At 64.9% G+C, this 23,234-nt stretch carries 25 protein-coding genes; 10 read left to right on the top strand and 15 right to left on the bottom strand.

What is annotated here, in order from left to right; translation table 11 throughout:
* Positions 1–71: 71 nt before the first annotated feature.
* Entirely contained in the window at positions 72–944 is an 873-nt protein-coding gene (locus tag EV560_RS26020) for a flagellar motor protein MotB (RefSeq protein WP_131858744.1), read from the top strand.
* A 79-nt stretch (positions 945–1,023) separates the two neighbouring features.
* Here the strand turns inward: EV560_RS26020 and EV560_RS26015 are convergent, their stop codons facing one another.
* Entirely contained in the window at positions 1,024–1,902 is an 879-nt protein-coding gene (locus tag EV560_RS26015) for an aldo/keto reductase family oxidoreductase (protein WP_131858743.1), read from the bottom strand.
* A gap of 91 nt (positions 1,903–1,993) precedes the next feature.
* Between EV560_RS26015 and EV560_RS26010 the strand changes: the two genes are divergently transcribed.
* From EV560_RS26010 to EV560_RS25995, 4 genes are all read left to right on the top strand, one after another.
* Positions 1,994–2,896 (top strand): LysR substrate-binding domain-containing protein, encoded by a 903-nt coding sequence (locus tag EV560_RS26010; RefSeq protein WP_131858742.1) that lies wholly within the window; start codon positions 1,994–1,996, stop codon positions 2,894–2,896.
* A gap of 72 nt (positions 2,897–2,968) precedes the next feature.
* Positions 2,969–3,157 carry a hypothetical protein gene (locus EV560_RS26005; RefSeq protein WP_131858741.1) on the top strand — a complete coding sequence of 63 codons (189 nt, stop codon included), beginning with the start codon at positions 2,969–2,971 and terminating at the stop codon, positions 3,155–3,157.
* Positions 3,158–3,460: 303 nt separating this feature from the next.
* Positions 3,461–4,261, top strand: coding sequence for an alpha/beta fold hydrolase (locus tag EV560_RS26000; protein ID WP_131858740.1), 801 nt, complete (start codon positions 3,461–3,463; stop codon positions 4,259–4,261).
* Positions 4,254–5,375: a sensor histidine kinase gene (locus EV560_RS25995; RefSeq protein WP_131858739.1), complete on the top strand. Its 1,122-nt coding sequence runs from the start codon at positions 4,254–4,256 to the stop codon at positions 5,373–5,375. The genes EV560_RS26000 and EV560_RS25995 overlap by 8 nt, the downstream gene beginning before the upstream one ends.
* Here EV560_RS25995 and EV560_RS25990 read toward each other — a convergent pair.
* Together EV560_RS25990 and EV560_RS25985 are read right to left on the bottom strand one after the other, a co-directional pair.
* On the bottom strand, positions 5,372–5,728 hold the full coding sequence (locus EV560_RS25990) for a response regulator (protein WP_131858738.1): 357 nt from the start codon (positions 5,726–5,728) through the stop codon (positions 5,372–5,374). The two genes, EV560_RS25995 and EV560_RS25990, sit on opposite strands and share 4 nt — an antisense overlap.
* Before the next feature lie 491 nt (positions 5,729–6,219).
* Entirely contained in the window at positions 6,220–7,065 is an 846-nt protein-coding gene (locus EV560_RS25985; protein ID WP_165923627.1) for an alpha/beta hydrolase, read from the bottom strand.
* Positions 7,066–7,223: 158 nt separating this feature from the next.
* Between EV560_RS25985 and EV560_RS25980 the strand changes: the two genes are divergently transcribed.
* The gene (locus tag EV560_RS25980) at positions 7,224–7,631 is read left to right on the top strand and encodes a DUF2177 family protein (protein ID WP_131858736.1); all 408 of its coding nucleotides are present in this window, start codon (positions 7,224–7,226) and stop codon (positions 7,629–7,631) included.
* A gap of 225 nt (positions 7,632–7,856) precedes the next feature.
* On the opposite strand, the gene EV560_RS25975 is transcribed toward EV560_RS25980, so the two are convergent.
* The 6 genes from EV560_RS25975 to EV560_RS25950 form a co-directional block, all read right to left on the bottom strand.
* Positions 7,857–8,879 carry an SAM-dependent methyltransferase gene (locus EV560_RS25975; protein WP_131858735.1) on the bottom strand — a complete coding sequence of 341 codons (1,023 nt, stop codon included), beginning with the start codon at positions 8,877–8,879 and terminating at the stop codon, positions 7,857–7,859.
* A complete protein-coding gene (locus EV560_RS25970; RefSeq protein WP_248312212.1) occupies positions 8,876–9,631 on the bottom strand; it encodes a DUF1295 domain-containing protein in 756 nt (251 codons plus the stop codon). The genes EV560_RS25975 and EV560_RS25970 overlap by 4 nt, the downstream gene beginning before the upstream one ends.
* Before the next feature lie 44 nt (positions 9,632–9,675).
* The gene (locus EV560_RS25965; protein ID WP_131858733.1) at positions 9,676–10,296 is read right to left on the bottom strand and encodes a ChrR family anti-sigma-E factor; all 621 of its coding nucleotides are present in this window, start codon (positions 10,294–10,296) and stop codon (positions 9,676–9,678) included.
* Positions 10,293–10,817 (bottom strand): sigma-70 family RNA polymerase sigma factor, encoded by a 525-nt coding sequence (locus EV560_RS25960; RefSeq protein WP_248312211.1) that lies wholly within the window; start codon positions 10,815–10,817, stop codon positions 10,293–10,295. Before EV560_RS25960 ends, EV560_RS25965 begins: the two co-directional genes overlap by 4 nt.
* Before the next feature lie 153 nt (positions 10,818–10,970).
* On the bottom strand, positions 10,971–11,339 hold the full coding sequence (locus tag EV560_RS25955; RefSeq protein WP_131858732.1) for a DUF2147 domain-containing protein: 369 nt from the start codon (positions 11,337–11,339) through the stop codon (positions 10,971–10,973).
* Positions 11,340–11,367: 28 nt separating this feature from the next.
* Positions 11,368–11,991 (bottom strand): hypothetical protein, encoded by a 624-nt coding sequence (locus EV560_RS25950; RefSeq protein ID WP_207908119.1) that lies wholly within the window; start codon positions 11,989–11,991, stop codon positions 11,368–11,370.
* A gap of 107 nt (positions 11,992–12,098) precedes the next feature.
* Here EV560_RS25950 and EV560_RS25945 point away from each other — a divergent pair, with 107 nt between their 5' ends.
* Genes EV560_RS25945 through EV560_RS25935 form a run of 3 tightly spaced genes read left to right on the top strand, consistent with a single transcriptional unit; the run spans position 12,099 to position 15,486 of the window.
* Positions 12,099–13,454 (top strand): NAD(P)/FAD-dependent oxidoreductase, encoded by a 1,356-nt coding sequence (locus EV560_RS25945; protein WP_131858731.1) that lies wholly within the window; start codon positions 12,099–12,101, stop codon positions 13,452–13,454.
* Positions 13,451–14,254 carry a DUF1365 domain-containing protein gene (locus EV560_RS25940; protein ID WP_131858730.1) on the top strand — a complete coding sequence of 268 codons (804 nt, stop codon included), beginning with the start codon at positions 13,451–13,453 and terminating at the stop codon, positions 14,252–14,254. Before EV560_RS25945 ends, EV560_RS25940 begins: the two co-directional genes overlap by 4 nt.
* Positions 14,251–15,486 carry an SAM-dependent methyltransferase gene (locus tag EV560_RS25935; RefSeq protein ID WP_131858729.1) on the top strand — a complete coding sequence of 412 codons (1,236 nt, stop codon included), beginning with the start codon at positions 14,251–14,253 and terminating at the stop codon, positions 15,484–15,486. Before EV560_RS25940 ends, EV560_RS25935 begins: the two co-directional genes overlap by 4 nt.
* Positions 15,487–15,536: 50 nt before the next feature.
* On the opposite strand, the gene EV560_RS25930 is transcribed toward EV560_RS25935, so the two are convergent.
* The 5 genes from EV560_RS25930 to EV560_RS25910 form a co-directional block, all read right to left on the bottom strand.
* Complete coding sequence (locus EV560_RS25930; RefSeq protein WP_165923626.1) at positions 15,537–16,283, bottom strand: GntR family transcriptional regulator; 747 nt, start codon at positions 16,281–16,283, stop codon at positions 15,537–15,539.
* On the bottom strand, positions 16,276–17,160 hold the full coding sequence (locus tag EV560_RS25925; RefSeq protein WP_131858727.1) for an ABC transporter permease: 885 nt from the start codon (positions 17,158–17,160) through the stop codon (positions 16,276–16,278). The genes EV560_RS25930 and EV560_RS25925 overlap by 8 nt, the downstream gene beginning before the upstream one ends.
* Entirely contained in the window at positions 17,160–18,089 is a 930-nt protein-coding gene (locus EV560_RS25920; protein ID WP_131858726.1) for an ABC transporter permease, read from the bottom strand. Before EV560_RS25920 ends, EV560_RS25925 begins: the two co-directional genes overlap by 1 nt.
* A 7-nt stretch (positions 18,090–18,096) precedes the next feature.
* Positions 18,097–19,701: an ABC transporter substrate-binding protein gene (locus EV560_RS25915; RefSeq protein WP_131858879.1), complete on the bottom strand. Its 1,605-nt coding sequence runs from the start codon at positions 19,699–19,701 to the stop codon at positions 18,097–18,099.
* Between the two features lie 197 nt (positions 19,702–19,898).
* Entirely contained in the window at positions 19,899–21,071 is a 1,173-nt protein-coding gene (locus tag EV560_RS25910; RefSeq protein ID WP_131858725.1) for an enolase C-terminal domain-like protein, read from the bottom strand.
* A gap of 358 nt (positions 21,072–21,429) precedes the next feature.
* Between EV560_RS25910 and EV560_RS25905 the strand changes: the two genes are divergently transcribed.
* Positions 21,430–22,476 carry a DUF4238 domain-containing protein gene (locus EV560_RS25905; RefSeq protein ID WP_165923625.1) on the top strand — a complete coding sequence of 349 codons (1,047 nt, stop codon included), beginning with the start codon at positions 21,430–21,432 and terminating at the stop codon, positions 22,474–22,476.
* A 175-nt stretch (positions 22,477–22,651) separates the two neighbouring features.
* Here the strand turns inward: EV560_RS25905 and EV560_RS25900 are convergent, their stop codons facing one another.
* A complete protein-coding gene (locus EV560_RS25900) occupies positions 22,652–23,227 on the bottom strand; it encodes a DUF3800 domain-containing protein (protein ID WP_131858723.1) in 576 nt (191 codons plus the stop codon).
* Positions 23,228–23,234 lie beyond the last annotated feature (7 nt).

Raw genomic sequence — 23,234 nt, 5'->3', positions numbered from 1 at the left:
TCTTCACGCGAACCGGGATCCACTTCGCTCGAAAATGCTCTAGATCTGACCCAATCTCCAGTAGGACCCCGATGGACAAGCCCCTGCAGCCGATCATCATCAAGAAGGTCAAGAAGGCCGCTCACGCGCACCATGGCGGGGCCTGGAAGATCGCCTATGCGGACTTCGTGACCGCCATGATGGCGTTCTTCCTGCTGATGTGGCTGATCAGCATGACGACGCAGGAGCAAAAGGTCGGCCTGGCGGAATACTTCGCGCCGGCGGCTGTGAGTCCCAGCACCAGTGGCGCTGGCGGCGTCCTGATGGGCACCGCCCTGGACAAATCAGGCAACAGACCGTCGGTGCCCCGCGACGCGGCGAGGGGCACCACCGGGCTGGATGACAAAGCGCTCCCGAACAGCTCGGGCCGCCCCGGCGGCCGCGAGGTCAGCCGCCCGGCCGCCGACGCGCAGGCCAACCACAGCGCCATAGCCAGCCTCCGGCAGGCGCTCCAGAAACTGCCCGAAATTGCGGAGCTGTCGCGCAACATCGTGATCGAGGAGACCAAGGAGGGGGTCGACGTTTCCCTCGTGGACGAGGACGGCCGCTCGATGTTCGCCGAGGGCTCGGTCCGCCCCTACGATCGCACCCGCCTCGTGCTGGAGGCGATCGCGCCCACCCTGCGCCGGCTGCCCAACCGCCTGAGGGTCACCGGCCACACGGCCGCCGCGCGCCCGGGCTCGGTCGGGGCCGTCGATCCCTGGAGCCTCACCGCCGGGCGCGCGCTCGCCGTGCGCGAGATCCTGTCGGGTGCCGGGCTCCCCAACGACAGCTTCTTCTCCGTGGTGGGACGCGGCGACGCCGAGCCGGTCTTCCCCGACAACCCCTACCTCGCGCCGAACCGCCGCGTGACGATCACGCTGCTCAATACGGACCCGCCGCTGCCCCCGAACGTCTTTCGCTGACGACAAGGCTTCGGGCCTAGGGCCCGCAGGCGCGTGACGCTCCCGTGGGCCGGACGTTCCGAATGTCGGCGAGGGGGCGCTATGACGCCCGGGTTGCCGCGATGCCGTCGAGGGCTGCGATCGCATCGTCAGGCAGGGTCAGCGATGCGGCTGCGATGTTCTCGCGCAGATGCGCTACCGAAGAGGTGCCGGGAATAAGGAGAATGTTCGGGGCTCTCCGCAACAGCCAGGCGAGGGCCACCTGCATCGGTGTTGCGCCCAGCCGCCCGGCTACATGGGAGAGGGTCGCAGATTGCAGCGGGGCGAATCCTCCCAAGGGAAAGAACGGCACGTAGGCGATGCCGTCCCCGGCCAGGGCATCGATGAGCGCGTCGTCGCCGCGATTTGCGATATTATATTGGTTCTGCACGCAGACGATCTCGGCGATTTTGCGCGCTTCCTCCACCTGCGCCGGGGTCACATTGCTCAGGCCGATATGCCGGACCAGTCCACGTCGCTGAAGGGTGGCGAGCACCTCGAGTGGCGCGGCAATGGACCCTTCGGCCGGGCCGTGGGTGTCGAACATGATCCGGAGGTTGACCACGTCCAGCGCCTCGAGTCCGAGGTTGCGCAGGTTGTCGTCCACGGCCCGCCCGAGCTCGTCGGCGCCAAAGGCCGGCAGCCATGAGCCATCTTCTCCCCGCCGGGCGCCGATCTTGGTCACGATCGCCAGATTGCCGGGATAGGGCGAAAGTGCCTCGCGGATCAGCCGGTTGGTGACGTGCGGGCCGTAGAAGTCGCTCGTGTCGATGTGGTCGATGCCGGCGCTCACTGCTTCCTGCAGTACCGCAAGCGCCGCATCCCTGTCGCGGGGTGGCCCGAACACCCCTGGTCCGGCGAGTTGCATGGCGCCGTAGCCGAGCCGCTTCACGCGGCGGTCTCCGAGGTTGAAGGTGCCGGCTCGCTCAATCGTCTGCATGGCTGTCTCCTTTCGATGACCATCAGCTAAACCTTGCAGACTGCTGGGATAATCCGGCATTGTCTGCACGGGCTGTGCGGAAATTCGAACAATGAAAGTGGATCTCAGCGATCTCAATGCCTTTCTCGCCGTGACGCAGGCCCGGGGTTTCCGCGATGCGGCCCGCGCTGGGGCTGCCAGCGCGTCTGCATTGAGCGATGCGGTCCGCCGTCTCGAATCCAGGCTGGGCGTTCGCCTGCTCCATCGCACCACCCGGAGCGTCACTCCGACGGAAGCGGGGGCCCGGCTGATCGACCGTCTGGGCCCGGCCCTCGATGAAGTGGAGGCAGCGCTCGACGTCGTGAAGAGCCTCGGAGACGAGCCGGCAGGCACGCTCCGCCTCAACGTGCCGGTCAGCGCCGCCCGGCTCGTGCTCCCAGCCATTCTGCCGGGCTTCCTGGCCGCCTATCCCGACATCACTCTGGAGATTGTCGCGGATGACAGCTTCGTCGACGTGATGGCCGCGGGTTGCGATGCCGGCATTCGCTACGACGAGCGCCTGGAGCAGGACATGATCGCTGTTCCTATCGGGCCGCGCATTCAGCGCTTCGCCACTGCCGCGGCGCCAAGCTATCTCGACCGGCACGGCCGTCCCCGACATCCGAGGGACCTGCTCGGCCATGCCTGCCTGCTCGGCCGTTTCGCCAGTGGGGCGACGACGAGCCCTTGGGAGTTCGAGCGGGAGGGCGCGGTCGTGCGCGTCGAACCGCGGGGACCATTGGTGGTGCGCGTCGGCGGCGCCACCGATCTCGCCGTCGTGATGGCGGTCGCCGGTATCGGAATCATCCAACTTTTCGAGGAATGGCTGCGCCCCCATCTCGAAACCGGCGCTCTCGAACCCGTTCTTGAGGATTGGTGGCAGCCTTTCTCGGGCCCGTTCCTCTATTATTCCGGCCGTCGCCTCGTGCCCCCACCGCTCCGCGCCTTTGTCGACTTCATCAAGGCAAGGCAGTGAAACGAACGGTGCTCCCGAGCGCCGCCCAGATCCGCCCCTGCTCACCAGCAGAACCTCCTCAAAGCCTGTTCGGTGAACAACCTCATCGCGACAAAGAATGAGAACGGGACGATCTCGGTCCAATTCGGCGGCTGCGACGACAAGATACCGAATTGCCTGCCGATCACGCCCGGCTGGAACGACATGGTCCGGCTGTACCGGTCAAAGCCGACCGTTCTCAATGGCTTGTGGAAGTTCCCTGAGGCGCGCCCGGTGCTGTAGCGCCACAAAGCGGACGTCCTCGGTGATCGCTACGGGTCGGTTCCGGTACGACGGCTCTGCGCGGCGGACGTCCGCTTTCGGGCAGCGACCCAATGTCCGGAAGTGGCGCAACGCGATAGGGGACACATGGCGCCTCGCGCCCGCGCGCCATTCGAGGCCGCTTGGGGGTTCTCAGCGGCGTTCATTTCGGGTTCAGCGCAGGCTGGGCTATGACTAATCTGTAGACATTCTAAAAGGCCTTGATCGGGACCGACCGACAGCGCGTGGAAGACTCGTCGACTGCGGGAATGCTAGGACCCGAGAATGTTGGATAGAAAGACCGCCCTTCTGCGAAACAACGTCGTGACGGATGGCTCAGGCGACCGGGCCCTAGTGTTCGCGCACGGCTTCGGCTGCGATCAGAACATGTGGCGGTTGGTGGAGCCGTCCTTCCGTCCGCAGTTCACGACCGTCCGGTTCGATCACGTAGGAGCCGGCAAGTCCGACCTATCCGCATTCAATCCCGATAAGTACGCGAGCCTCGCCGGCTATGCCGAAGACATTGTGGAGATCGGCAACGAGCTCGGGCTCCAAGACGCCATCTTCGTCGGCCATTCCGTCAGTGCGATGATCGGCGTGCTCGCCTCGCTCAGGGCGCCGGGGATGTTTGGCAAGCTGGTCCTGGTCGGGCCGTCTCCGCGCTACATCAATGACGGCGAGTATGTCGGCGGCTTCACCGCCGGCGACGTCGATGACTTGCTGGGTTCGCTGGCGGAGAATCACATGGGCTGGTCGAACGCGATGGCACCCGCGATCATGGGGAATGCCGACCGCCCCGAGCTGGGTGAGGAGCTGACGGCAAGCTTTTGCCGCACCGATCCCGACATCGCCAGGCAGTTCGCGCGGACGACGTTCACCTCCGACAACCGCGCCGATCTGCTGCTGGTGGCGGTGCCGACGCTGATTCTGCAATGCCAGGACGACATCATCGCCGCCGAGAAAGTCGGGCGTTTCGTCCACGACAACATCGCGGGCAGTAAATTCGTCATGCTGGACGCCTCGGGCCACTGCCCGAATCTCAGCGCGCCCGCCGAGGTCATCCGTGAGATCCGCGCCTTTGTCTGACCCGGCAGTCCATTCCGGCGATCTGGACGATCTCTACGAAAACGCGCCTTGCGGGTACGTCGTTCTCCTCGCAGACGGCAGAATCGCCAAGGTCAACGCCACCCTTTGCGATTGGCTCGGCGTCCCGGCTCACGAACTGGTCGGCGGGAGATTTCGGGACCGGCTCACGATGCCGGGGCGCATACTCTATGAGACGCACCTGATCCCGCTCCTGCGGATGCAGGGCTTTGTCACGGAGATCGCCCTGGACCTGATGACAGCGACTGGCAAGTTCCCGGTTTTCGTCAGCGCCAATGAACGGCGGGACGCCGAGGAGAATCTCGAACTTACCCGTCTCGTCGTCTTCCAGGCCGAGCAGCGCCGCACCTTCGAGCAATCCCTCGTCCGATCCCGCGACGACGCCTACCAGGGGCTCGCCGACGAAAGGGCGACAAGCGCGCTGCGGGAGCAATTCATCGCCGTACTGGGACACGACCTGCGCAACCCGCTGGCCTCGATCGACGCAGGATTGCGTATGGCCAGCAAGGAGCCGCTCAGCCCGAAGCAAACCCGCCTCGTCGGGTTGATGCAGGCGAGCTCGCTGCGGATGTCGAGCCTGATCGACAACGTGCTAGACTTTGCCCGCGGTCAGCTCGGCGGCGGGCTGACGCTATCGCGCGATCCCTCGAAGCCGCTGGAGCCGACGCTTCGACAGGTGGTGGCCGAACTCCAGGCGACGCATCCGGACGTCGAGATCGTGGAGGACTTCTCCATCCACGCGCCCGTCGATTGCGACCACTCCAGAATCGCGCAGCTCCTGTCGAACCTGCTGGGCAACGCGCTGACCCACGGGGCGGTTGGCACACCCATCCGCGTCGAGGCTGCAACCGCCAATGAAGGCTTGGAGATCTCCGTCGCCAATGGGGGAGATCCGATTCCCGCCGCGGCCATGGAGCGCCTGTTCCAGCCGTTCTTCCGAGGTGACGTCCGTCATAGTGCGAACGGCCTCGGGCTCGGGCTTCACATCGCGTCCGAGATCGCCAAGGCTCATGGCGGCACGCTGACCGTTGCATCGTCGGAGGCCGAGACCCGGTTCACGTTTCGGATGCCGGGACAGCCAGACCAGGTGCCCTAGGCCGCCCGTCGAAGGGCAGCGATCACTTTATCGGGGCGATACTGTTTCCTCAGATAAAGCGCGTTGTCCGGCAGGTCGCCTTCTGCGGGAACGACACGCCCACTGGCCACGACGATCATCATCGGCGGCCATCCATGACGGACGGCATGAGCGAACTCGATGCCGTCCATGGAGCCGGGCATCTCGATGTCGGTGAAGACGGCGTCGACGTCCCTGCCATCGGCCAATACGGCCATAGCCTCGTCGGCATGCGCCGCCTCGATCACCTCGAAACCGGCTTCCTCAAGGAAATCCACCGCGTCCATCCGGAGCAGCGGCTCGTCTTCAACGATCAGGACGACCAGTTTCGACATGGCTGACTTTCGGTTGTTCAGTTAGCCAACTGCCGCCGCAGAAAGTAGTTGCCTGCGATTAAAAACAATTGTCCAGATCATCCTTAGCAATTTATTGCTCTCGCGGACCAGCGCGACCTGGGCGTCGTCGGTGGCTGCCTAGATGGTCGGAAATTCAATGGGATCGTCGAACGTCTCGGGGCCATCGCCAGCGTCCGTCGTAATCGTGAACTTGGGCATTCGCTGAACTCAGGCCGGTGCGGCCTGTGAGCGGAACGGGCGAGTGAGGCATCCTGTTCCGGCTATGCTCCGGGCAATGCAAAGCCCTCCAAGTGCCGCTCGGCGAGCCTCCCTGACGTGCACGGGGCTGTGGCCAAGTCAGCCCTCGAAGTATAGCCCCCCGACGTCGGAGTTAGGTCGCAACCAGCCACCCCGAACCGGAGCCGGGAATGTCCGCTTTCGGGCAGCGACCCAATGTCCGGAAGTGGCGCCGACCGGCATGTCTGGATTGGTCACCGGGCAGTCAGAAACGTGACGACGTCGTCGAGGACAGGGGCTTGCCATTGCAGAAGCCTGGAGAGCGCAGTGGCTGTGCCCGCGTGACCGAGCCCGGGATAGATCTTGAGAGAGACCGATCGAGCGCCGGCCTTCTCGAGCGCCAGCGCCAGGCGCTCGCTGTTGCGCGGCAGGACCGTTGTGTCCTCCGACCCTGTCGCCAGGAAGATCGGCGGAGTGTCGCGCCGGGCAAAGTTGATGGGCTGTGTCTGGGCCGGGACAGGGGCGCTGCCGAAGGCATCCTTCGTCACATCGATGTCGAAGGGCAGAAAATCATAGGGGCCGGAAAGCCCGACGGTGGAACGGATCTCGCCGGACCGCATCCCCACGGCGGTGAGGTAGCGCTTGTCCAGGGTCAGCATCATCGCATTATAGGCGCCCGCCGAGTGCCCCATCAGATGGAGGGCTCGCGGCGAGCCGCCGAAGCGGGCGATGATGTCGCGAACGACGCGCAGCGCCAGCGCGCCGTCCTCGATGAAGACGGGAAAGCGGACCTCCGGCACGAGGCGGTAATCCGCGATCACCGTGACGAAGCCGCGAGCTGAAAGAGCGTCCCCCACGAAGGAATAGGTTTCCTTGGCCCCGTTCGCCCACGAGCCGCCATAGATGAAGAAGACGACCGGCTTCGGAGCGTCCTGAACGCCCTTGGGCACGTAAATGTCCATGCGCTGCCGGGGGTGCGGTCCATAGGCGACATCCCGCGTGCCCTCGCTGAAGCCGCCTGGGCGCAAGGCCTCGCAGGCGGGCAGCGCAAGCCCGGCAAGCAGCGGCAGGATCGTGCGGCGGGCAATCTGGATCGTCATGGTCGCCGGTGGCTGGAGGAGCATCCCGATCTATACGCTCGCAATGCCGGAACGGATCCGTACATCTGCCGATCGGGATTTGTCGCCGCGATCGAAGAAGGCCCTGAACCAGAAGGGCAAACCCCGCGTATCTCCCAGCAAAGACCCTGGAGAACGCCATGCGCTTCGTCGTCGGTTACATCGCCTTCCTCGTCGCCTTCGGCATCTGCGATGCCATCTGGCTGAGTACGATGACCGCGAAGCTGTACCGTCCCGCGCTCGGCGACCTGATCGTGGAGCAGGTGCGCTACTGGCCGGCGGCGCTGTTCTATTTCGGCTTCCCGCTCGGCGTCGTCTACTTCGCGCTGATGCCAGCGCTACGCGACGGCAGCGCAAGCACCGCGCTGCTCAACGGGGCGCTGATCGGCCTGCTCGCCTATGCGACCTACGACCTGACGAACTACGCCACGCTGCGTCCCTGGACATTGACGATCACGCTCGCGGACCTTGCCTACGGCACGGTCGTCGTCGGATTCTGCACCTGGGTCGCCTATGGCGTCGTCCGTCGCGCTGCCGACTGGGTTTAGAGCATTTTCGAGCGAAGTGGGCACCGGTTCGCGTGAAGAAAATGCGTTAAAACAAAGGGACAAAGCATTTTCGCGATTCGGAGAAGCGCGGAAATGCTCTAGAGCATTTTCGAGCGAAGTGGGCACCGGTTCGCGTGAAGAAAATGCGTTAAAACAAAGGGACAAAGCATTTTCGCGATTCGGAGAAACGCGGAAATGCTCTAGCCTCCCAAGACGGCTCTCCGCTCAGGTCGCCTGCAGCCGATAGTGATGCACGCCCCAGGCTTCGCCACCGGCATGGCCGAACAAGCCGCTCGTCGCCAGGAAGAACAGCCGCCAGCGCCGGCGCCAGAGCGGCGCTTCCGCACCGTAGACCTCCCGAAGGATGGGATCGATCGTCGGCAGGTTGCTGTCGAAATTGGCCAGCCAGTCTTCAGCCGTTGCGCGGTAGTGATCACCACTCCAGCGCCACTCGGCTTCGACGGCGAAGAGGTCGGAAAACTGGCGCGCGAGCGCAGCACTCGGCATCAGACCGCCGGTGAAGAAATGCTGCGCGATCCAGTCGCCACTGTCTGCGGCATCGAACCGGTAGCAGCCCTGGGTGTGCGCGAAGACATGGATGAAGAGCCGGCCGTCGCGCTTTAGCCAGCCGTGTATCCGCCCGAGAAGCGCGCGCCAGTTCGCCATATGCTCGAACATCTCCACGGAAACCACGCGATCGAAGAGCTCATCCGTCGCGAAGTCGTTCATGTCGGCCGTGACGACGCGCAGATTTGCGAGCTGGCGGTGGCGTGCCTGTTCTTCGATGAAGGCGCGCTGCGAAGCCGAGTTCGAGACCGAGACGATCCGGGCCATCGGATAATGCTCGGCCATCCACAGCGACAGCGAGCCCCAGCCGCAGCCCAGTTCGAGAATGTCCTGCCCGTCGGCGAGACCGGCATGTTCCGACGTCAGCGCCAGCGCTTTCTCTTCCGCGGCCTCCAAGGTGGTGCCGGGACCGGCATAGTAGCAGCAGGAATATTTTCGCCGCGGGCCGAGGATCTGGTCGAAGAAGGCGGCCGGGACCTCGTAATGCTGGGCATTGGCAGCATCGGCATGAACCGCGATCGGGAACTCTGCCATGTCGCGGGCAAAGGCCGCGGCATCGCCTGGCTGCGCCGCGAGAGAACGAGCGGTGCGCCCGACCAGCGATGCAATCACCATACGGATGACGGCATCGGGAACGGGGAGGCCTTCGCCCCAACTCGAAAGCCTCTGCATCAGCGTCATGGCGTCGCTCCTTTCGGGGGCTGCGGGATCAAGGCGCTGGTTCGACGCTGGTATGCGCGATAGGCGTCGCCATGCTTGGCGAGCATGTGCTCCTCCAGAGGCGGAATCCCGGAGATGCGGGTGAGCAGCAGCGTGATGCAGGCCGGTGCCAGCAGGGCGAACCAGCCCCAAGGGTAACCGGACCCCAGCGCGATCACCGGGTACGAGCACCAGAGCACGCATTCGAAGAAGTAATTGGGATGGCGCGACCAGCGCCAAAGACCGCGGTCGCAGACGCCGCCATGGCCCGAGCGTGAGAAAGCGCGCAATTGCCGGTCGGCGAGCGCTCCGCCCGTAAGACCCGCCGCGAAAACGGCGAGGCCTGCGATATCGTTCCAACTCAACGCGGGTGCGGGCCTATGGGCCGCCAGGACAATTCCGAGCGCCAGCGGAATGCTGGCCAGTGCTTGCATCTGGAGCAACCGAGCCATCTGCCGGGGCGCATCGCTCCCCCAGTCGCGCTTCAGCCTCGCATAGCGCGGATCCTCGGTGATGCCGGTCGTCCGTCGCGCGATGTGCTGGCCGAGCCGAAGCCCCCATGCCAGTGCGAGCCCGGCCACGAGCAGGCGCCTCGACATCGGTCCCGCGCCAAAAGGCAGCAACGCGCCAGCGATGCCCGTCAGGCCGAGCCCGATCGTCCAGACCACGTCGATCCAGCCGGAATTTCCGGTGCGGCGCTCGACCACCGCCGCCAGGGCCATGAAGGCGGACATGGCCGCGGCCACGAGAGCAAGGGCTGTTGCGAAGGAGGTGACAGTCAAAACCGCACCAGCGGTTGCAACATCCGGCCGAGCCACCCCTGGAGCAGTACGTTTCCGGTCATGGCGACGATGCAGGTGCAGCCCTCGACGGGGTCGACGCGCGGCGTGTGCTCATGCTCGGCATCGGCCTCGTCGAAATCCCCCGCCGCATAGCGCCCGTATTCATGCTCGTAGGCACCGGCGAGAATCGTGGTCCATTCGACCCCCGTATGCTTGTGGTGCGGCAAGGCGATGCCCGGCCCGGCGCGCAGCATGAAGACGCGCGCACCTGCGCCGGGGACCTCGACGCGCCGCATGGCGATGCGGATACCGATCGGCCGCCATGGGCCAAAGCCATAGGGACGAAGCACCTGCGGCATCCCGGCTTCGGATACCGGGGCCGCAGAATCCGGCGCGCCCTGTGCGATGCCGCTCGCATCACGCGGGCCGGCCGCCATCGCGACGGGCTCGATCGCATCCAGCAATGCGCCTTGCACCGCGTCAAGCTCCCGCAGGCGTTGCCGGCTCTCCCGGTTCGCCTCGACGTGACAGGCGACGACCACGGCCAGGCCTTCGTCGAGCTGTCCTGCGGCGAAGGCGGCGAGCGTTTCGTCGGATGGGCGGTGCGCGATGCTCATCGCAGATCCTCCAGCCGGCCGCGCAGATGCGACAGCGCCAGTCTTAGGCGAGATTTCACCGTGCCCAGCGGAATCGCGAGGCGATGGGCGACATCCTGGTGGCTGAAGCCCTCGAGAAAGGCGAGTTCGACCACACGGTACTGGTCGGGGGAGAGTCGGGTCATGGCGTCACGCACGCGTGCGTCGCGCTCGGCGCCGGACAGCGTCGCGTCGGGTTGTTCGGGGGCTTCTTCATCCAGAATCTCGTAGACTTGCGACAGCCGCGATCGTGTCTCGCGACGAGCGATGTCGATGCGCAGGTTGCGCGCGATCGTGGCGATCCAGGTCGAGGCGCTTGCTTTCGCGGGGTCGAACAGGCCGGCCTTGCGCCAGACCGCCAGCAGGGTTTCCTGCGCGACCTCCTCCGCCAGTTCGGCCGAGGCGCCGCCACGCATCAGCAAGCCCTTCACGCGCGGCGCGAAATGGTCGAACAGCGCCGCAAAAGCCTCGCGGTCGCCCGATCGGGCGATGGCGGCGATCAATGCGTTGGGATCGATCAAGGCGACGAACGGACCTCCTCCCCGGACTGCTCTCGTCCTGCGCATCCCACCGGCATTCAGAGCGAGTGCAGCGACCATAGACGAGATACGCAAGCACCGTCGCGCCGGATCACTCGCTCGCACCGCCGAGGGCGGTCAGTCTGCGGCCTTCCAGTTCACGTCGCGGCAGATCAGGCGCCCGACGATGCAGCCGCGCGTGATGAGCGCGCCGGGCGTGGCAGTGATCGTCATGGAATAGGTCCAGTCGCGCTTGGGATCATAGGCGGTGCCGGAAAAGCTCCCGTCGGGCTGGCGGGCCAGCGTCAGGATGAGCCTGTCGCCTGCCGCCTCGCCCTTGCTGGTATCGCCGATCCAGAGGTTGGTGGCGCAGGTCTTGTCGCCGCAAGGCGCGATGCGCACGCGTGCATTGCCGTCGTCGCGCAGCCATGTCCCGTCGATGGTGCCGGCGGCTGCGCCTCCAGCCGAAGCTGCGGCCAGGGCAAGAGCAAGCAGAAGGCGCGTCATGACGAGGTCCTTTCAGAAGATGCCCAGTCTACGTCTCGCGCTTGCCTTCGGTTTCGTCGGCGCGTGAATTCGTGTCGAGGGACCCGACGAAGAGCCATCCGATCAGTACGGTGAGGGATGCGGCGCTCAGGAAGTTGAGGCGCTGCAGGGCTGCATACTCGCCTGGCTCGTAGAGATGGACGGGCGCGCCGAGAAGCGCGGCCGGCAGCAGATAGGAGATGATGGCGAGCGCTGCGAAGCCGAGCGCCAAGGCGCGCTCCGAGCGGCGAAACAGCAGCAGCGCGAGCATGAGGCAAGGAAACAGGAAGACCTCGACGCCGGAGGCGGGGCCGAACGTGACACGACAGAGCAACGTGTTGCCGATACCGGCGAGGAGAAGCAGGGCTCGCCCGATCAGGGAGTTGCGCCGCATGGCGGCCGGCACGGCGGCGAAGAACGGCGTCGACAGGAACGTGACATAGGACGGCGAGATGACGGGCGACACCGCCCAGTAGAGATAGAGCGGATAGAAGGGCTGGTTCGAGACAATCACGAGCGCAATCGCATTTGCGATCGCGGCCCGCGGATCGGGATGCGCTGCATAGCCAGCGATCGCCGCGGTCCCCTGCCTCAGCCGCACCATCATCGTCCGGCCCTCCCGGCGGAATGCCATCTCCGTTTCCGTGCTTACGCAGGAAGCCCGGCACTGGGTCATAAGGCCTGCGCGCTTTTACGGGCATCGAGGCAAATCCAGTCCGGCTGTTGCCACGTATATCGGCCATGACAGTCAGAGAGGCGACGATGGAGAAGGCACAGGGAAAGGCGATGAGGATCGCCGTGATCGGTGCCGGCATCTCCGGCCTTTCGGCGGCCTGGCTCCTGGGGCAAGGGCACGAGGTCGTGCTGTTCGAGGCAGCGCCTCGCCTCGGCGGCCACGCGAACACGGTCCGCATCGCCGGCGATGACGGTGAGACACCCGTAGATACCGGCTTCATCGTCTACAACGAGGCGACCTATCCGAATTTCGTCGCCCTGATGGAGCATCTTCGCGTCGCCACGCAGCCGACCGAAATGTCTTTCGCCGTGTCGCTCGACCAGGGCCGGCTTGAATACAGCGGCACCGGCGTCGCGGGCCTGTTCGCACAGCGCAGCAATCTGGTGCGTCCGCGCTTCTGGTCGATGTTGCAGGACATCATCCGATTCTACAGAACCGCGTCCAGGGACGCGCTCGCTGGCGGAGCGGCGAACCTTTCGCTGGGCGACTATATTGCCGCCGGCGGCTATGGTGCGGCTTTCCGGGACGACCATCTGCTGCCCATGGCGGCGGCCATCTGGTCAGCGCCCTGCGCGGAAATCCTGTCCTATCCCGCGGCCGCCTTCCTGCGCTTCCATCACAATCACGGGCTGCTCCAGCTCACCGACCGCCCGGTCTGGCGCACCGTGACCGGCGGCAGCAGCGTCTATGTGCAGAGGTTGCGCAGCGCCTTTTCGGGCGAGGTCAGGGCCGGCTCGCCGGTCAGGCAGGTCCAGCGCGCAGCCAACGGCGTCACACTGATGGGGGAGGGCTGGAACGAGACCTTCGACCATGTCGTCTTCGCCACCCACGCCGACCAGACGCTTGCCATGCTCGCCGATCCCGCCCGGGCCGAGACCGAGGCGCTCGGAGCGTTCCGCTACAACCGCAACCGCGCGGTGCTGCATGGCGATGAGGCGTTGATGCCCAGACGCCGCCGCGCCTGGGCGAGTTGGAACCATCTTGGGGATCTGTCCAGGCCGGACGCCTGCGCGGTCACCTACTGGATGAACCGTCTTCAGGGCCTGCCGCACGAGCGGCCCTTCTTCGTCACCCTCAACCCGCCGGACAGGTTGCGTGCAGACAGCATTCTCCATGAGGAGATCTACGAGCATCCGCTGTTCGACGCGGCGGCGCTCGCCGCGCAGGAGCGGCTCTGGGCCTTGCAGGGGGCGCGCCGCAGCTGGTTCTGCGGCGCCTATTTCGGCTCGGGCTTCCATGAGGACGGGCTGCAGGCCGGGCTCGCCGTCGGCGAGGCACTCGGCGGCGTCCGCCGGCCCTGGCGGGTGCGCAACGAGTCGGGGCGCATTCCGAACCTGCCCCGGTTGGAGCAGGCCGCATGAGCTGGCGATCCGCCCTCTATGTCGGCCGGGTGCGGCATCATCGCTTTCGCCCCCGGTCACATGCGCTGAACTACAGGGTCTTCTGGATGCTGATCGATCTCGACGAGATCGATCGCCTCGCTGCAGAACTGAGGCTGTTCTCGCGCAACCGCTTCAATCTCTACGCTTTTCGCGAGGCGGATTACGGGGATCGCAGTGGCCGGGCTTTGCGCCCGCAGATCGAGGTCGCGTTGAGCGACGCCGGGATCGCGCATGATGGCGGCCCGATCCGGCTGCTGACCATGCCGCGCATCCTGGGCTACGCGTTCAACCCTCTCAGCACCTATTTCTGTTACCGCCGCGACGGCAGCCTCTGCGCCACGGTCTACGAGGTGCACAACACCTTCGGCGAGACCCACAGCTATGTCTCTCCGGTTGAGGCCGATCAGAGCTCGCTTCGACAGGAGGCCGAAAAGGTCTTTCACGTCTCGCCTTTCATGCAGCTCGACATGCGCTACGCTTTCACGGTCACCCCTCCGGGGCAGCGCATTTCCGTCGCCATCGATGGTCATGACGCCGAGGGGCGCCTGATCACGGCCGTACTGAGCGGCAAGCGAACGGAACTGAGCGATGCCGCCCTGCTGCGGCTGCTCGTCTCGCATCCTCTCCTCACGCTGAAGGTCACCGCCGCCATCCATTGGCATGCGCTGCGGCTGCTCGCGAAGCGTATCCGCTGGCGGCCTCATCCGGCCGCGCCGGAGCGCCCCTTCAGTCTCGGCAGCGCCGTGGCGCCGCACGCGAAAGGTCCGGTGCAGCCATGAGCCGGCCCGATACCGAACAGCGTCTTCGCATGCCCGAGCAGGCCTTCGCTCCGGCGCGCGGCATCGGCCTGTCGCGCTGGTTCCTGCGCCGCCTGCTCTCCCGCATCGCCATCGGCCAATTGACGGTTTTCACGCCCGAGGGCGAACGGCTTTGCAGCGCGCAGGCGGCGCCAGGCCCGCAGGCGACGCTGATCCTGAACGACTGGCGCCCGATACGCCGCCTTCTGCTCGACGGCGATATCGGCCTGGCCGAGGCTTATCGCGACGGCGACCTTCATACGCCGGACCTCACGGTGCTGATCGAGCTCGCTGCGCGCAATGACGCGACGCTGCGCGAGCTCGTGTCGGGCGCGTTGCCGTCCCGCCTACTCAACCGTCTGCGGCATGTCCTGAACGCCAATACGCGCCGCGGCAGCCGTCGCAACATCACGGCGCATTACGATCTCGGCAATGAGTTCTACGGTCGCTGGCTTGACGCCAGCATGATGTACTCCTCGGCTCTCTACGAGGCGCCGGGCGAGACGCTCGAGGCCGCCCAGCAGCGCCGGCTGGACCGGATCGTCGCCATGCTCGATCTTTCGGGCGGCGAGCATGTCCTCGAGATCGGCTGCGGCTGGGGCGCGCTGGCGGAGCGGCTGGCTCGGGAAGGTTGCCGGGTGACGGCGATCACCTTGTCGCCGGCGCAGCGCGAAGCCGCGCAGCAACGCATATCCGAGGCCGGACTGGCCGCCCGCGTCGATATTGAGCTCCGGGACTATCGCGACGTCGCGGGCCAGTTCGATCGCATCGTTTCCATCGAGATGATCGAGGCGGTCGGCCGCGCCTACTGGCCGTCGTATTTCGACACCCTCAGTCGCTCGCTGCGCCCCGGTGGCCGCGTCGTCCTGCAGGCGATCACGATCGACGATGCGCTGTTCGAGAGCTACCAGCAGGGCACCGATTTCATCCAGCGCTACATCTTTCCCGGTGGGTGCCTTCCATCCGTCCCGGTGCTGAAACTCAGCGCAAGGACGGCAGGCCTTGACGTGGTCGAACAGCTCGACTTCGGCGACAGCTATGCCTTGACCCTGAAGGAATGGCGCCGCCGCTTTCTGGAGAGCTGGGCCGAGATCGCGCCCCTGGGCTTCGACGAGCCGTTCCGGCGGTTGTGGGAATTCTATCTCTGCTACTGCGAAGCGGGCTTCCGCGCCCGGACGATCGACGTCAATCTGATCGCCCTGCAGGGCCGCTGACCGAGGCGGCATTCAACCGCACGTCACGACATCGTGGACAAGATGCGGACCTATTCGGACAGGGTTCCGGAACCGATCAGGGCCATCAGCTCTTCGCACGAATTGCGCAGATGGATCGCGCTGAACTTGAAGGCCTCGTCGCCGTCATTGCGCCGGAAGGCGTCGATCAGTTGCCGATGTTCCTGGATGACCTGGCCCGGCCTCGCCAACGAGAAGCCGTAGCGATTGCGCAGCGCCTTCAGCAGCCCGTGATGCCGCGCGAGAATCTGGACCGCCTCCTGGTTGGGACGGATGGCGAGCATGGTGCGGTGAAGCTCGATATTGCGGGCGATCGACTCCGGCCAATCGCCGCGGTTCGCCGCGGCTTCATAATGCTCTTCGATCGCCAGCAGCTCCTGGACCGTGGCGGATGTGGCGATCCCGGCGCGTTGGCCGTCCAGGTAGGGAATGAGGCCGAGGCGGACCTCGTAGATTTCGGCGAGGAAATCGATCGAGATCGAGCGAACGATCGCGCCGCGCTTGGGATGAAGCAAGACGATGCCTTCGGCGGAGAGGTGATTGAGGGCTTCCCTGATCGGCGCCAGGCTCAGGCCGTAAAGCTTGGCGAGCTCCAGCGTGGTCAGGCGCTGCCCGTCCTCGAACTGGCCGTCGATGACCGCATGGCGGATCGCCTCCGCGACCCGCATGTAATTGGGCACGCCAAGCTGCAGCGCCTGTTCGTGCCCCTGGGGCACGCGAGCTACGGCAGCATTGCCCGCAGTTTTCACGGTCTTCCCCCTGGTCTGTGGTTCAGTCACGGGTTTCCGGATCCAGGGCGTCGCGGATCGCATCGCCGACCATGTTGAACGCCAGCACGCATATCGTGATCGCGAGCCCTGCCGCAAGCACGGGCCATGGCGTGACCAGCATCTCGGTCAGGCCATCCCGAATGATGTTGCCCCAGCTTGGCGCCGGCGGCTGGGTGCCGAGCCCCAGGAAGCTCAGGCTGGCTTCGATCCGGATGGCGGTGGCGACCCAGAGGGTCGCGACGACGACAAGCGGGCCCGAGATATTGGGCAGAACATGGCGCAGCAGGATGCGGATCGGGCCCTGTCCTGACGCGATGGCGGCATCGATGTAGGGTTCGGCGCGGATCGCCATGGTGGAGGCGCGGGCGACGCGGATGAAGCGCGGCAGGAAGGCGAAGGCGATCGCCACGACGAGGTTGGTGAAACCCGGCCCGAGCGCGGCGGCAATCATGATGCCGATCAGGAGCGACGGGAAGGCCATCAGGACGTCGCTGAGCCGCCCGATCACGCGATCGATCCAGCCGCCGAAATAGCCGGCGAGCATGCCGATTGCCGTGCCGAGCACGCCGGCCAGCAGCGGGGCGGTGATGCCCAGTGCCAGCGAGGGCTGCGCGCCGTGGATGACGCGCGAGAGGATGTCCCGGCCGAACCGGTCGGTGCCCAGCCAGTTCACGCTCGAGGGACCCCGGCTCATCGCCATGATGTTCTGCTTGAGCGGATCGTACGGCGCCAGCAGGTCGGCGAAGACCGCCATCAGGCAGAACAGCACGATCAGGACGAGGCCCGTCACGGTCACCGGATCGGCAAACAGGGAGAGCCACGGGCTTTTTCGGGTCGGATGCCCCGCGACCGCGGCGACGGGAGGTTCGATGCGGGCGGACGTCATCAGCCCTGCCTCCTCAGGCGCGGGTCGATCAGGACGTAGAGCATGTCCATGGTGAAATTGACCAGGACGACGAACAGGGCGAAGACCAGCAGGCCGGCCTGCACCATCGGATAGTCCCGGCTGGCGATGCCGTTGACGAGCACGCTGCCGACGCCGGGCCGCGCGAAGATCAGCTCGATGGCGATGGAGCCCGACAGCATCGTCAGGATGTAGATGCCGAAGCCGGTCACGACCGGGATCAGGGCATTGCGCAGCGCATGGCGATAGGTCACCCAGCGCTCCTCGACGCCCTTGGCCCGGGCGGTCCGGATGTAGTCGCGCTTCAGGACCTCGAGCAGGGCCGAGCGCGTCAATCGGCTGGTGAATGCGGCCATGACCAGGCCCAGCGTCATGGCCGGGAGCACGATATGGCTGATCCGCTCGGCAAGGCCGCTTCCGCCGCCCATGACCGGGAAGAGATCGAGCTTCAGGCCGAACACGATCAGGATCAGCGCTCCCAGGAAGAAGTCCGGGACGCAGAAGCCCGCCAGCGCGACGATGCGGGCGAGGTAGTCGACGGACGAGCCTCTGCGGGTGGCGGAGAGGACGCCGATGGGAACGCCGAGCAGCATCCCGACGATCATCGCGGCGAAGGAAAGCTCGAGCGTATAGGGCAGGTTGATCAGCAGGATCTCGGAAATCGGCTGGCCCGAGATCAGCGATGTCCCCAGATCAAGCGTGGCGATGCTGACGAAGAAATGGATGAACTGCTGCCAGAGCGGAACGTCCAGGCCGAAGCGCTGGCGGAACTGCGCCAGCTGCTCGGGCGTCGCATATTCGCCGAGGGCGGAGACGGCGGGGTCGCCGGGAAGCACGCGCATGGCGACGAAGACCAGGCACAGCACCAGGAACACCGTCAGGATCGCATCGAGAATGCGGCTCACGATCATGGTCGGCTCAGGCCGTGAACTGCGCCTGCGACAGGCGGTAGCGCGCATAGCCTGCCTTGACGTCGAACCCGAGCGAGAGCCGCGGATTGCGCGCAAAGACGAATGACAGCGTGCAGATCGTGAAGGCGGGCATGTCGGCGAGGATCTTCAGCTCGGCCTGGCGAATGATCTCCTGCCGCCGTTGCAGATCGGATTCGGTCTGCGCCTTGTCCAGCAGATCATCGACGCCGCCCCCGCCGATGACACCGTAATGGCTGTAATTGTTCAGCCCTTTGCCATCCGACTTGACCACCGCCGAACTGTGGAAATAGGCGAGGGGGATCTGCGTTTCGACCGGCGCGAAAGTCGATGACTGCAGGACGACTGCGTTGACGTTCTTGTTCTTCTCGGAGTGATAGGTGGTGTGGTCGATCGTGCGGATCGCCATGTCGACGCCGATCGAGCGCCACATGTCCTGGACCATCAGCATGATCGAGGCATAGTCCTCGCGCTGGGTCATGATGATCTCGAATTTCAGGCCCCGCCCCAGGCCGGCCTCGGCGAGCAGGGCGCGGGCCTTCTTCGGATCGTAGTAATAGCGCAGCTCCTCCGGCAGCTCCTTTTCCGTGAAGGCGCCGGGAAACTCCGGCGGGTTGACCCCCCAGCTCGGCCCGGCAATGCCGCCAAAGGCCTTGATCAACACCTCCCGGTCGATGCCGTAGCGCAAGGCCCGCCGCACCCGGACATCGTCGAAGGGCTTGCGGCTCATGTTGAAGTAGAGCGTGTTGATGCTTCCCGGGCGGGTCTGGTCGAAGATCGTATCCGGCTTCTGTTGCCGCAACTGGTCGACCCATCCCGGCAGGCGCGCGCCTTCGATGATGTCGAGGTCGCCCTTCAGGAAGGCGAGCGTGCGCGCCGTCGGGTCGGCCATGTAGCGGAATTCGATCGTCTCGATCTTCGGCCTGGCGCCGTGATAGCCGTCGAAGGCCTTGAGCACGACGCCCCGATTGGGATCGACCGTCACGAATTCATAGGGCCCGCTGCCGATAGGCGAGCGTGAAAAGGTCTCGAACGGCACGTTCTCGGCCTGGCGCGGGATGATCGAGCCGATGATCGAGATCAGCCCGGAGGCGTGGAAGGTCGGGTTGGGCTGGTTGAGCAGGAATTCGACGGTATAGTCGTCTACGATGCGGACGGTTTCGAGATCCGACAGATAGATGCGCTGCGTCGAGGCGCTCTTCGGATCGGTCATGCTGTCATAGGTGTACTTGACGTCGGCGGCGGTCAGTTCGCCGGCATTCCGGTGGAATTTGATGCCGCGGCGTAGCTTGACCGTCCAGGTCCTGGCATCGGGCGAGACCTGCCAGCTTTCCGCGATCTCGTTCAGGACCTTGTCATAGGCGAGATCGAAGGTTCCGTAGGGCGGGTCCATCAGCGAGTCGTAGATCTGCCGCGAGATGAACTGGTCGGCATTCTGCACGCTGCGGCGCGGATCGAGCGAGAACATGTTCGTTGCCGAGACGGCGACGCGCAGCGGCCTGGGGTTTTGCGCCGAGACCGGGCCCGGAAGCGCCGCCGCGGCGGCACCGGCAGCCGCTCCGGCGAGAAGTTGACGGCGATGGATCGTCCTCATGCTGACCTCCCTGGAATAGTTTTTCACGACCGCAAGGTCTTCGCCTCGCTGAGATCTCGGCCTTTGCTGGGAAAGGCAGGGGAGGGCGGCGCCGCCGGAGCATTTTCGCGTGTATCCGAAGCGCGAAAACCCTCACTCCCGTTGTCTTGATGCATTTTCTTCACGCGAACCGGCGTCCACTTCGCCCTGAAAATGCGCTAGAGCTTGTGTTCGTAGCGCTCCAGGGTCTGCTTCTCGATATAGCCCCAGTCGTAATCGACCCCGAGGCCGGGGCGTTGGGGAACGGGGAAACACCCGTCCTTGCCGACCGAATCGAGCGCATCGCTATAGCCGCAGGTGTAGAAGTCGCCGGTGAAGCAGCCGCGGCTCGGGCCGACCATGGAGAGCTCGTAGAAGTTGCTGTTGCGGATCGCCGACATGCAGGCCCGCTGCGCCGGCCCGGGGGCGTGCAGCTCGACATCGAGGCCCAGGGCCTCGGCCAGATGGGCGATCTTCATCGTCCCGGTGATGCCCATGTCGAAATCCGGATCCGCGCGGACGAAATCGGTGCCGTCGGCGACGAGCAGGTTGGCCATCGCCTCCAGGCCGCGCACATGCTCGCCGATCAGCAGGGGAGTCTTGATCAGCTCGCGCAGCCGGCGATGGGCGTGGCTCGACAGGCCGCCATCGCTGAACGGATCCTCGTACCAGTAGAACCCGGCCTCGTCGCAGGCGCGCCCGACCAGCAAGGCATCGGCGAACGTGCGCAGATGGCAGCCCGGGTCGATCATCAGCGCCATGCGCCCGGCCAGCGACTTGCCGAGCAGCAGGACATTCTGGGCTTCGCGCTCGGGATCATCGTCCTTCCAGCCATGCACCTTGAAGCCGCGATAGCCCAGCTCGCGGCATTCCTCCGCGAAGGCGACATAGTCCTCGGGCCGGTCGAGGCCGCCCCCTTCGCCGCCATGCCAGGTGCTGGCATAGGCCGGCAACCGGCCGCGACTGCCGCCGAGCAGGTCGCTGACCGAGGCGCCGAAGCGCTTGCCGGCGAGATCCCAGAGCGCGTTGTCGAAGACCCCGACGCCCATCCGGTCGGTCTTGCGCAGATCGCGCTTCATCTCTTCGTAGAAATGCTCGCGCTCCAGCGCGCCGAAGCCGACCAGCGCCTTGGCGGCGAGCCTTGCCTGGCCGAACATCGTGTCGTTGCCGCCGACATATTCGCCGCGCGAGCCATCCCTGGTCTCGATCCGGACGGCCAGGCGCGTGCGCTGCGACTTCGCCCCGGGCAGGTCGATCCCGCGCGCCACGTTTTCGATCGGGAAGGAGAAAATCCGCAGCTCGACGCGGGTGATGACGGTTCCCGGCTCGGGCGTTTCGCGTTTTGCGCTCATCAGGCTCGTCTCAATATCAGCACTCCCTCGTCGCTATTATCGATAATCGTTTTTGTCAACCGGGCGCGAGTCGTCGGCGACGGGGTTGGCCCGATGCTGACGTCTGGAACGTCCGTTTCCCGCCAGTGTGATCACGTGGGCAAACCAGCGGCTGCAGCCGACCATCAGATATTCCCTTCAGCGATCGTCGCCCGCATGGACTGAAACCGCATGGCGGGTTCGGTGCAGGCGCGTGCGCCGGCGAAAGCGCGGTCTGCCGCTGAGGCGGAGACGGCGATTTCACTGTTTAAGGGCAGCTCCCCGGACTTGCGGCGCGCCGCTGCGATCACAGATAGTGATGCCTCCTGGATGCAAGATCATGCCGAATAATCGATCGACCGCACGTGGCCAGCATCATGTGCCAATCATGCTGCAAGATGCCTTTGCCACTTCGGGAAGCGGCAAGAAGCGGCAGGTTCATGTGTTCGACAAACACGAGGGTCGGACCTTTCGGACGTCGCCGGAGAACATTCTGCGAGAGCGTGACTTCAACACGTTCCAGGATGGCGAGACCATCTATTGCCTTGAAGAGGGCATGGGCAAAATCGAGCACGCGGCAGCTCCGGCTTTCCGCAAATTGATCGCGCACCGCACGTTGATGTGCCTGGAAGAAAGCGAACGCGCGGCAATTCTGGTCTTCGCAGCGCTTCAACGCATCCGCGGCGTCCACACGCGCACCAGCATGCTGGACGTCGCAGAGAAAATACGTGGCCGGCTTCGCGAGAATGGCGACGATCCGGACGCCGTTCCCCAGCTGCGCGACAGCGACGATCCCGAGGCCATCAAGCTTTCAGCGCTGATGCTTATCGGGAAAGGCATGCCCGATTTCCTGCGCTCTTACACCAACAAGGTCATGGTGTTGATGGAGGCGGTTCCGGGAGAGACGTTTCTGCTCGGTGATACGCCCGTCGTGCTCGCAAACCAGCGGGATACGTTTCCCTATGGTAATCTCGGTCTGGAGGTGAAGGGTATTGAGATCTACCTGCCGATATCGCCAGAGCTGACGATCGCGTTTTGGTGTCCCAGCATTGTCGAGATGATCGAGAACGCTCTTCGCATGTGTGAGGATAGCATCCGGAGAGCCAGCGCGGTGGCGCTGCTGGGAATAGGCCCGGATGCAGACAAACTGCGCGAGCTTCAGCCTCAACTCAAAGCGAAAGCCGAGATGCTTCAGCGCGATCTGTCGGCAATTAGAGACGGACGGCCGCTGGTGAATGCTCGCGAGAACATGGAGTACGTCAACTCACTGCAGGTATCGTTCGCCGAGCGATACATCCTGTCATCGACAGGTGATTTCGCATTGCCAAGGCGCATGATCGCCGAGAACAGCGGATATCGCCGGGGGCATCGCTGGCAGCTCGCTTAGCAAACTTTGCAGCCGAAGCGCCCTCAGGCGTGGAGCGGTGCTGAGCGACACGCAGCATGCCCAACGGAAGCGCCACCGGCATTCTTGTTTGGAGACGGCAAACACGTGCGGACTGGAAACTCACATGCCAGAAGGAGAGAACCTTTGCTCGGGCACGATGCCAAGCCGGTGTATATCATACCGCGAGAGCACAAACGCCACGCCCGTCCGCAGCATCGGTCAGCGCCACAAGGCGGTGAAAGGCTCGTTGCGCCTGATCGGTCGGTGCGCGTTCGCCATACAGTAGATCTCTGGCGAATCGCATCACGAAGCCCGCAAGGATGTCAGCCGCTTGGATACCGGGCGAGGCATGCGGGTGCGCGAATACAAACGTTGCTTGCTCCTCGAAATGGTAGTCGGCGGAAGGCATCACTGGCACAGAGCCCATCCGAGCAAGTTCCTCGGCGCCCTGCTTGGCGCTCCGAAGGATGTCGTCGAATTGGACCTGCTCGTCATGAAAGAGGGTGAGGCCGCCGATGCGGCGTCGATGCAGGAGATTGATGCGCGCGCGCACTAGGGACGATTTGAACTCGGGCGCCTGAATATGGTGGGCAATCTTCAGCCTGGCGATTTCAGCTTCAAGCGCGTCTGCATTTTCAACGCCCAGGCAGGCAAGTGAGAAGATTTGCTGCTGGGCAAATTCAAAACCTTTGCCCGAACGTGTAAGATTGCCACTGTTACCGCTTTCGTCGACATAGTATTTCTTTATCATATATGGA

Source organism: Allobosea sp. BK604, assembly GCF_004341515.1.
Lineage (GTDB): Bacteria > Pseudomonadota > Alphaproteobacteria > Rhizobiales > Beijerinckiaceae > Allobosea.
Note: the sequence above shows the minus strand (reverse complement) of the source record. Positions and strands in the feature narration are given on the sequence as shown.

Excerpts from the sequence above, each read along its gene's own strand:
- EV560_RS25915 (WP_131858879.1), bottom strand. The coding sequence starts at position 19,701 with ATGAGGACGATCCATCGCCGTCAACTTCTCGCCGGAGCGGCTGCCGGT.
- EV560_RS25945 (WP_131858731.1), top strand. The coding sequence starts at position 12,099 with ATGACAGTCAGAGAGGCGACGATGGAGAAGGCACAGGGAAAGGCGATG.
- EV560_RS25990 (WP_131858738.1), bottom strand. The coding sequence starts at position 5,728 with ATGTCGAAACTGGTCGTCCTGATCGTTGAAGACGAGCCGCTGCTCCGG.
- EV560_RS25985 (WP_165923627.1), bottom strand. The coding sequence starts at position 7,065 with ATGACGATCCAGATTGCCCGCCGCACGATCCTGCCGCTGCTTGCCGGG.
- EV560_RS25940 (WP_131858730.1), top strand. The coding sequence starts at position 13,451 with ATGAGCTGGCGATCCGCCCTCTATGTCGGCCGGGTGCGGCATCATCGC.
- EV560_RS25975 (WP_131858735.1), bottom strand. The coding sequence starts at position 8,879 with ATGACGCTGATGCAGAGGCTTTCGAGTTGGGGCGAAGGCCTCCCCGTT.
- EV560_RS25965 (WP_131858733.1), bottom strand. The coding sequence starts at position 10,296 with ATGAGCATCGCGCACCGCCCATCCGACGAAACGCTCGCCGCCTTCGCC.
- EV560_RS26000 (WP_131858740.1), top strand. The coding sequence starts at position 3,461 with ATGTTGGATAGAAAGACCGCCCTTCTGCGAAACAACGTCGTGACGGAT.
- EV560_RS26010 (WP_131858742.1), top strand. The coding sequence starts at position 1,994 with ATGAAAGTGGATCTCAGCGATCTCAATGCCTTTCTCGCCGTGACGCAG.
- EV560_RS26015 (WP_131858743.1), bottom strand. The coding sequence starts at position 1,902 with ATGCAGACGATTGAGCGAGCCGGCACCTTCAACCTCGGAGACCGCCGC.
- EV560_RS25955 (WP_131858732.1), bottom strand. The coding sequence starts at position 11,339 with ATGACGCGCCTTCTGCTTGCTCTTGCCCTGGCCGCAGCTTCGGCTGGA.
- EV560_RS25910 (WP_131858725.1), bottom strand. The coding sequence starts at position 21,071 with ATGAGCGCAAAACGCGAAACGCCCGAGCCGGGAACCGTCATCACCCGC.
- EV560_RS25905 (WP_165923625.1), top strand. The coding sequence starts at position 21,430 with ATGCCGAATAATCGATCGACCGCACGTGGCCAGCATCATGTGCCAATC.
- EV560_RS25925 (WP_131858727.1), bottom strand. The coding sequence starts at position 17,160 with ATGACGTCCGCCCGCATCGAACCTCCCGTCGCCGCGGTCGCGGGGCAT.
- EV560_RS25935 (WP_131858729.1), top strand. The coding sequence starts at position 14,251 with ATGAGCCGGCCCGATACCGAACAGCGTCTTCGCATGCCCGAGCAGGCC.
- EV560_RS25920 (WP_131858726.1), bottom strand. The coding sequence starts at position 18,089 with ATGATCGTGAGCCGCATTCTCGATGCGATCCTGACGGTGTTCCTGGTG.
- EV560_RS25900 (WP_131858723.1), bottom strand. The coding sequence starts at position 23,227 with ATGATAAAGAAATACTATGTCGACGAAAGCGGTAACAGTGGCAATCTT.
- EV560_RS25980 (WP_131858736.1), top strand. The coding sequence starts at position 7,224 with ATGCGCTTCGTCGTCGGTTACATCGCCTTCCTCGTCGCCTTCGGCATC.
- EV560_RS25970 (WP_248312212.1), bottom strand. The coding sequence starts at position 9,631 with ATGTCCGCCTTCATGGCCCTGGCGGCGGTGGTCGAGCGCCGCACCGGA.
- EV560_RS26020 (WP_131858744.1), top strand. The coding sequence starts at position 72 with ATGGACAAGCCCCTGCAGCCGATCATCATCAAGAAGGTCAAGAAGGCC.
- EV560_RS25950 (WP_207908119.1), bottom strand. The coding sequence starts at position 11,991 with ATGGCATTCCGCCGGGAGGGCCGGACGATGATGGTGCGGCTGAGGCAG.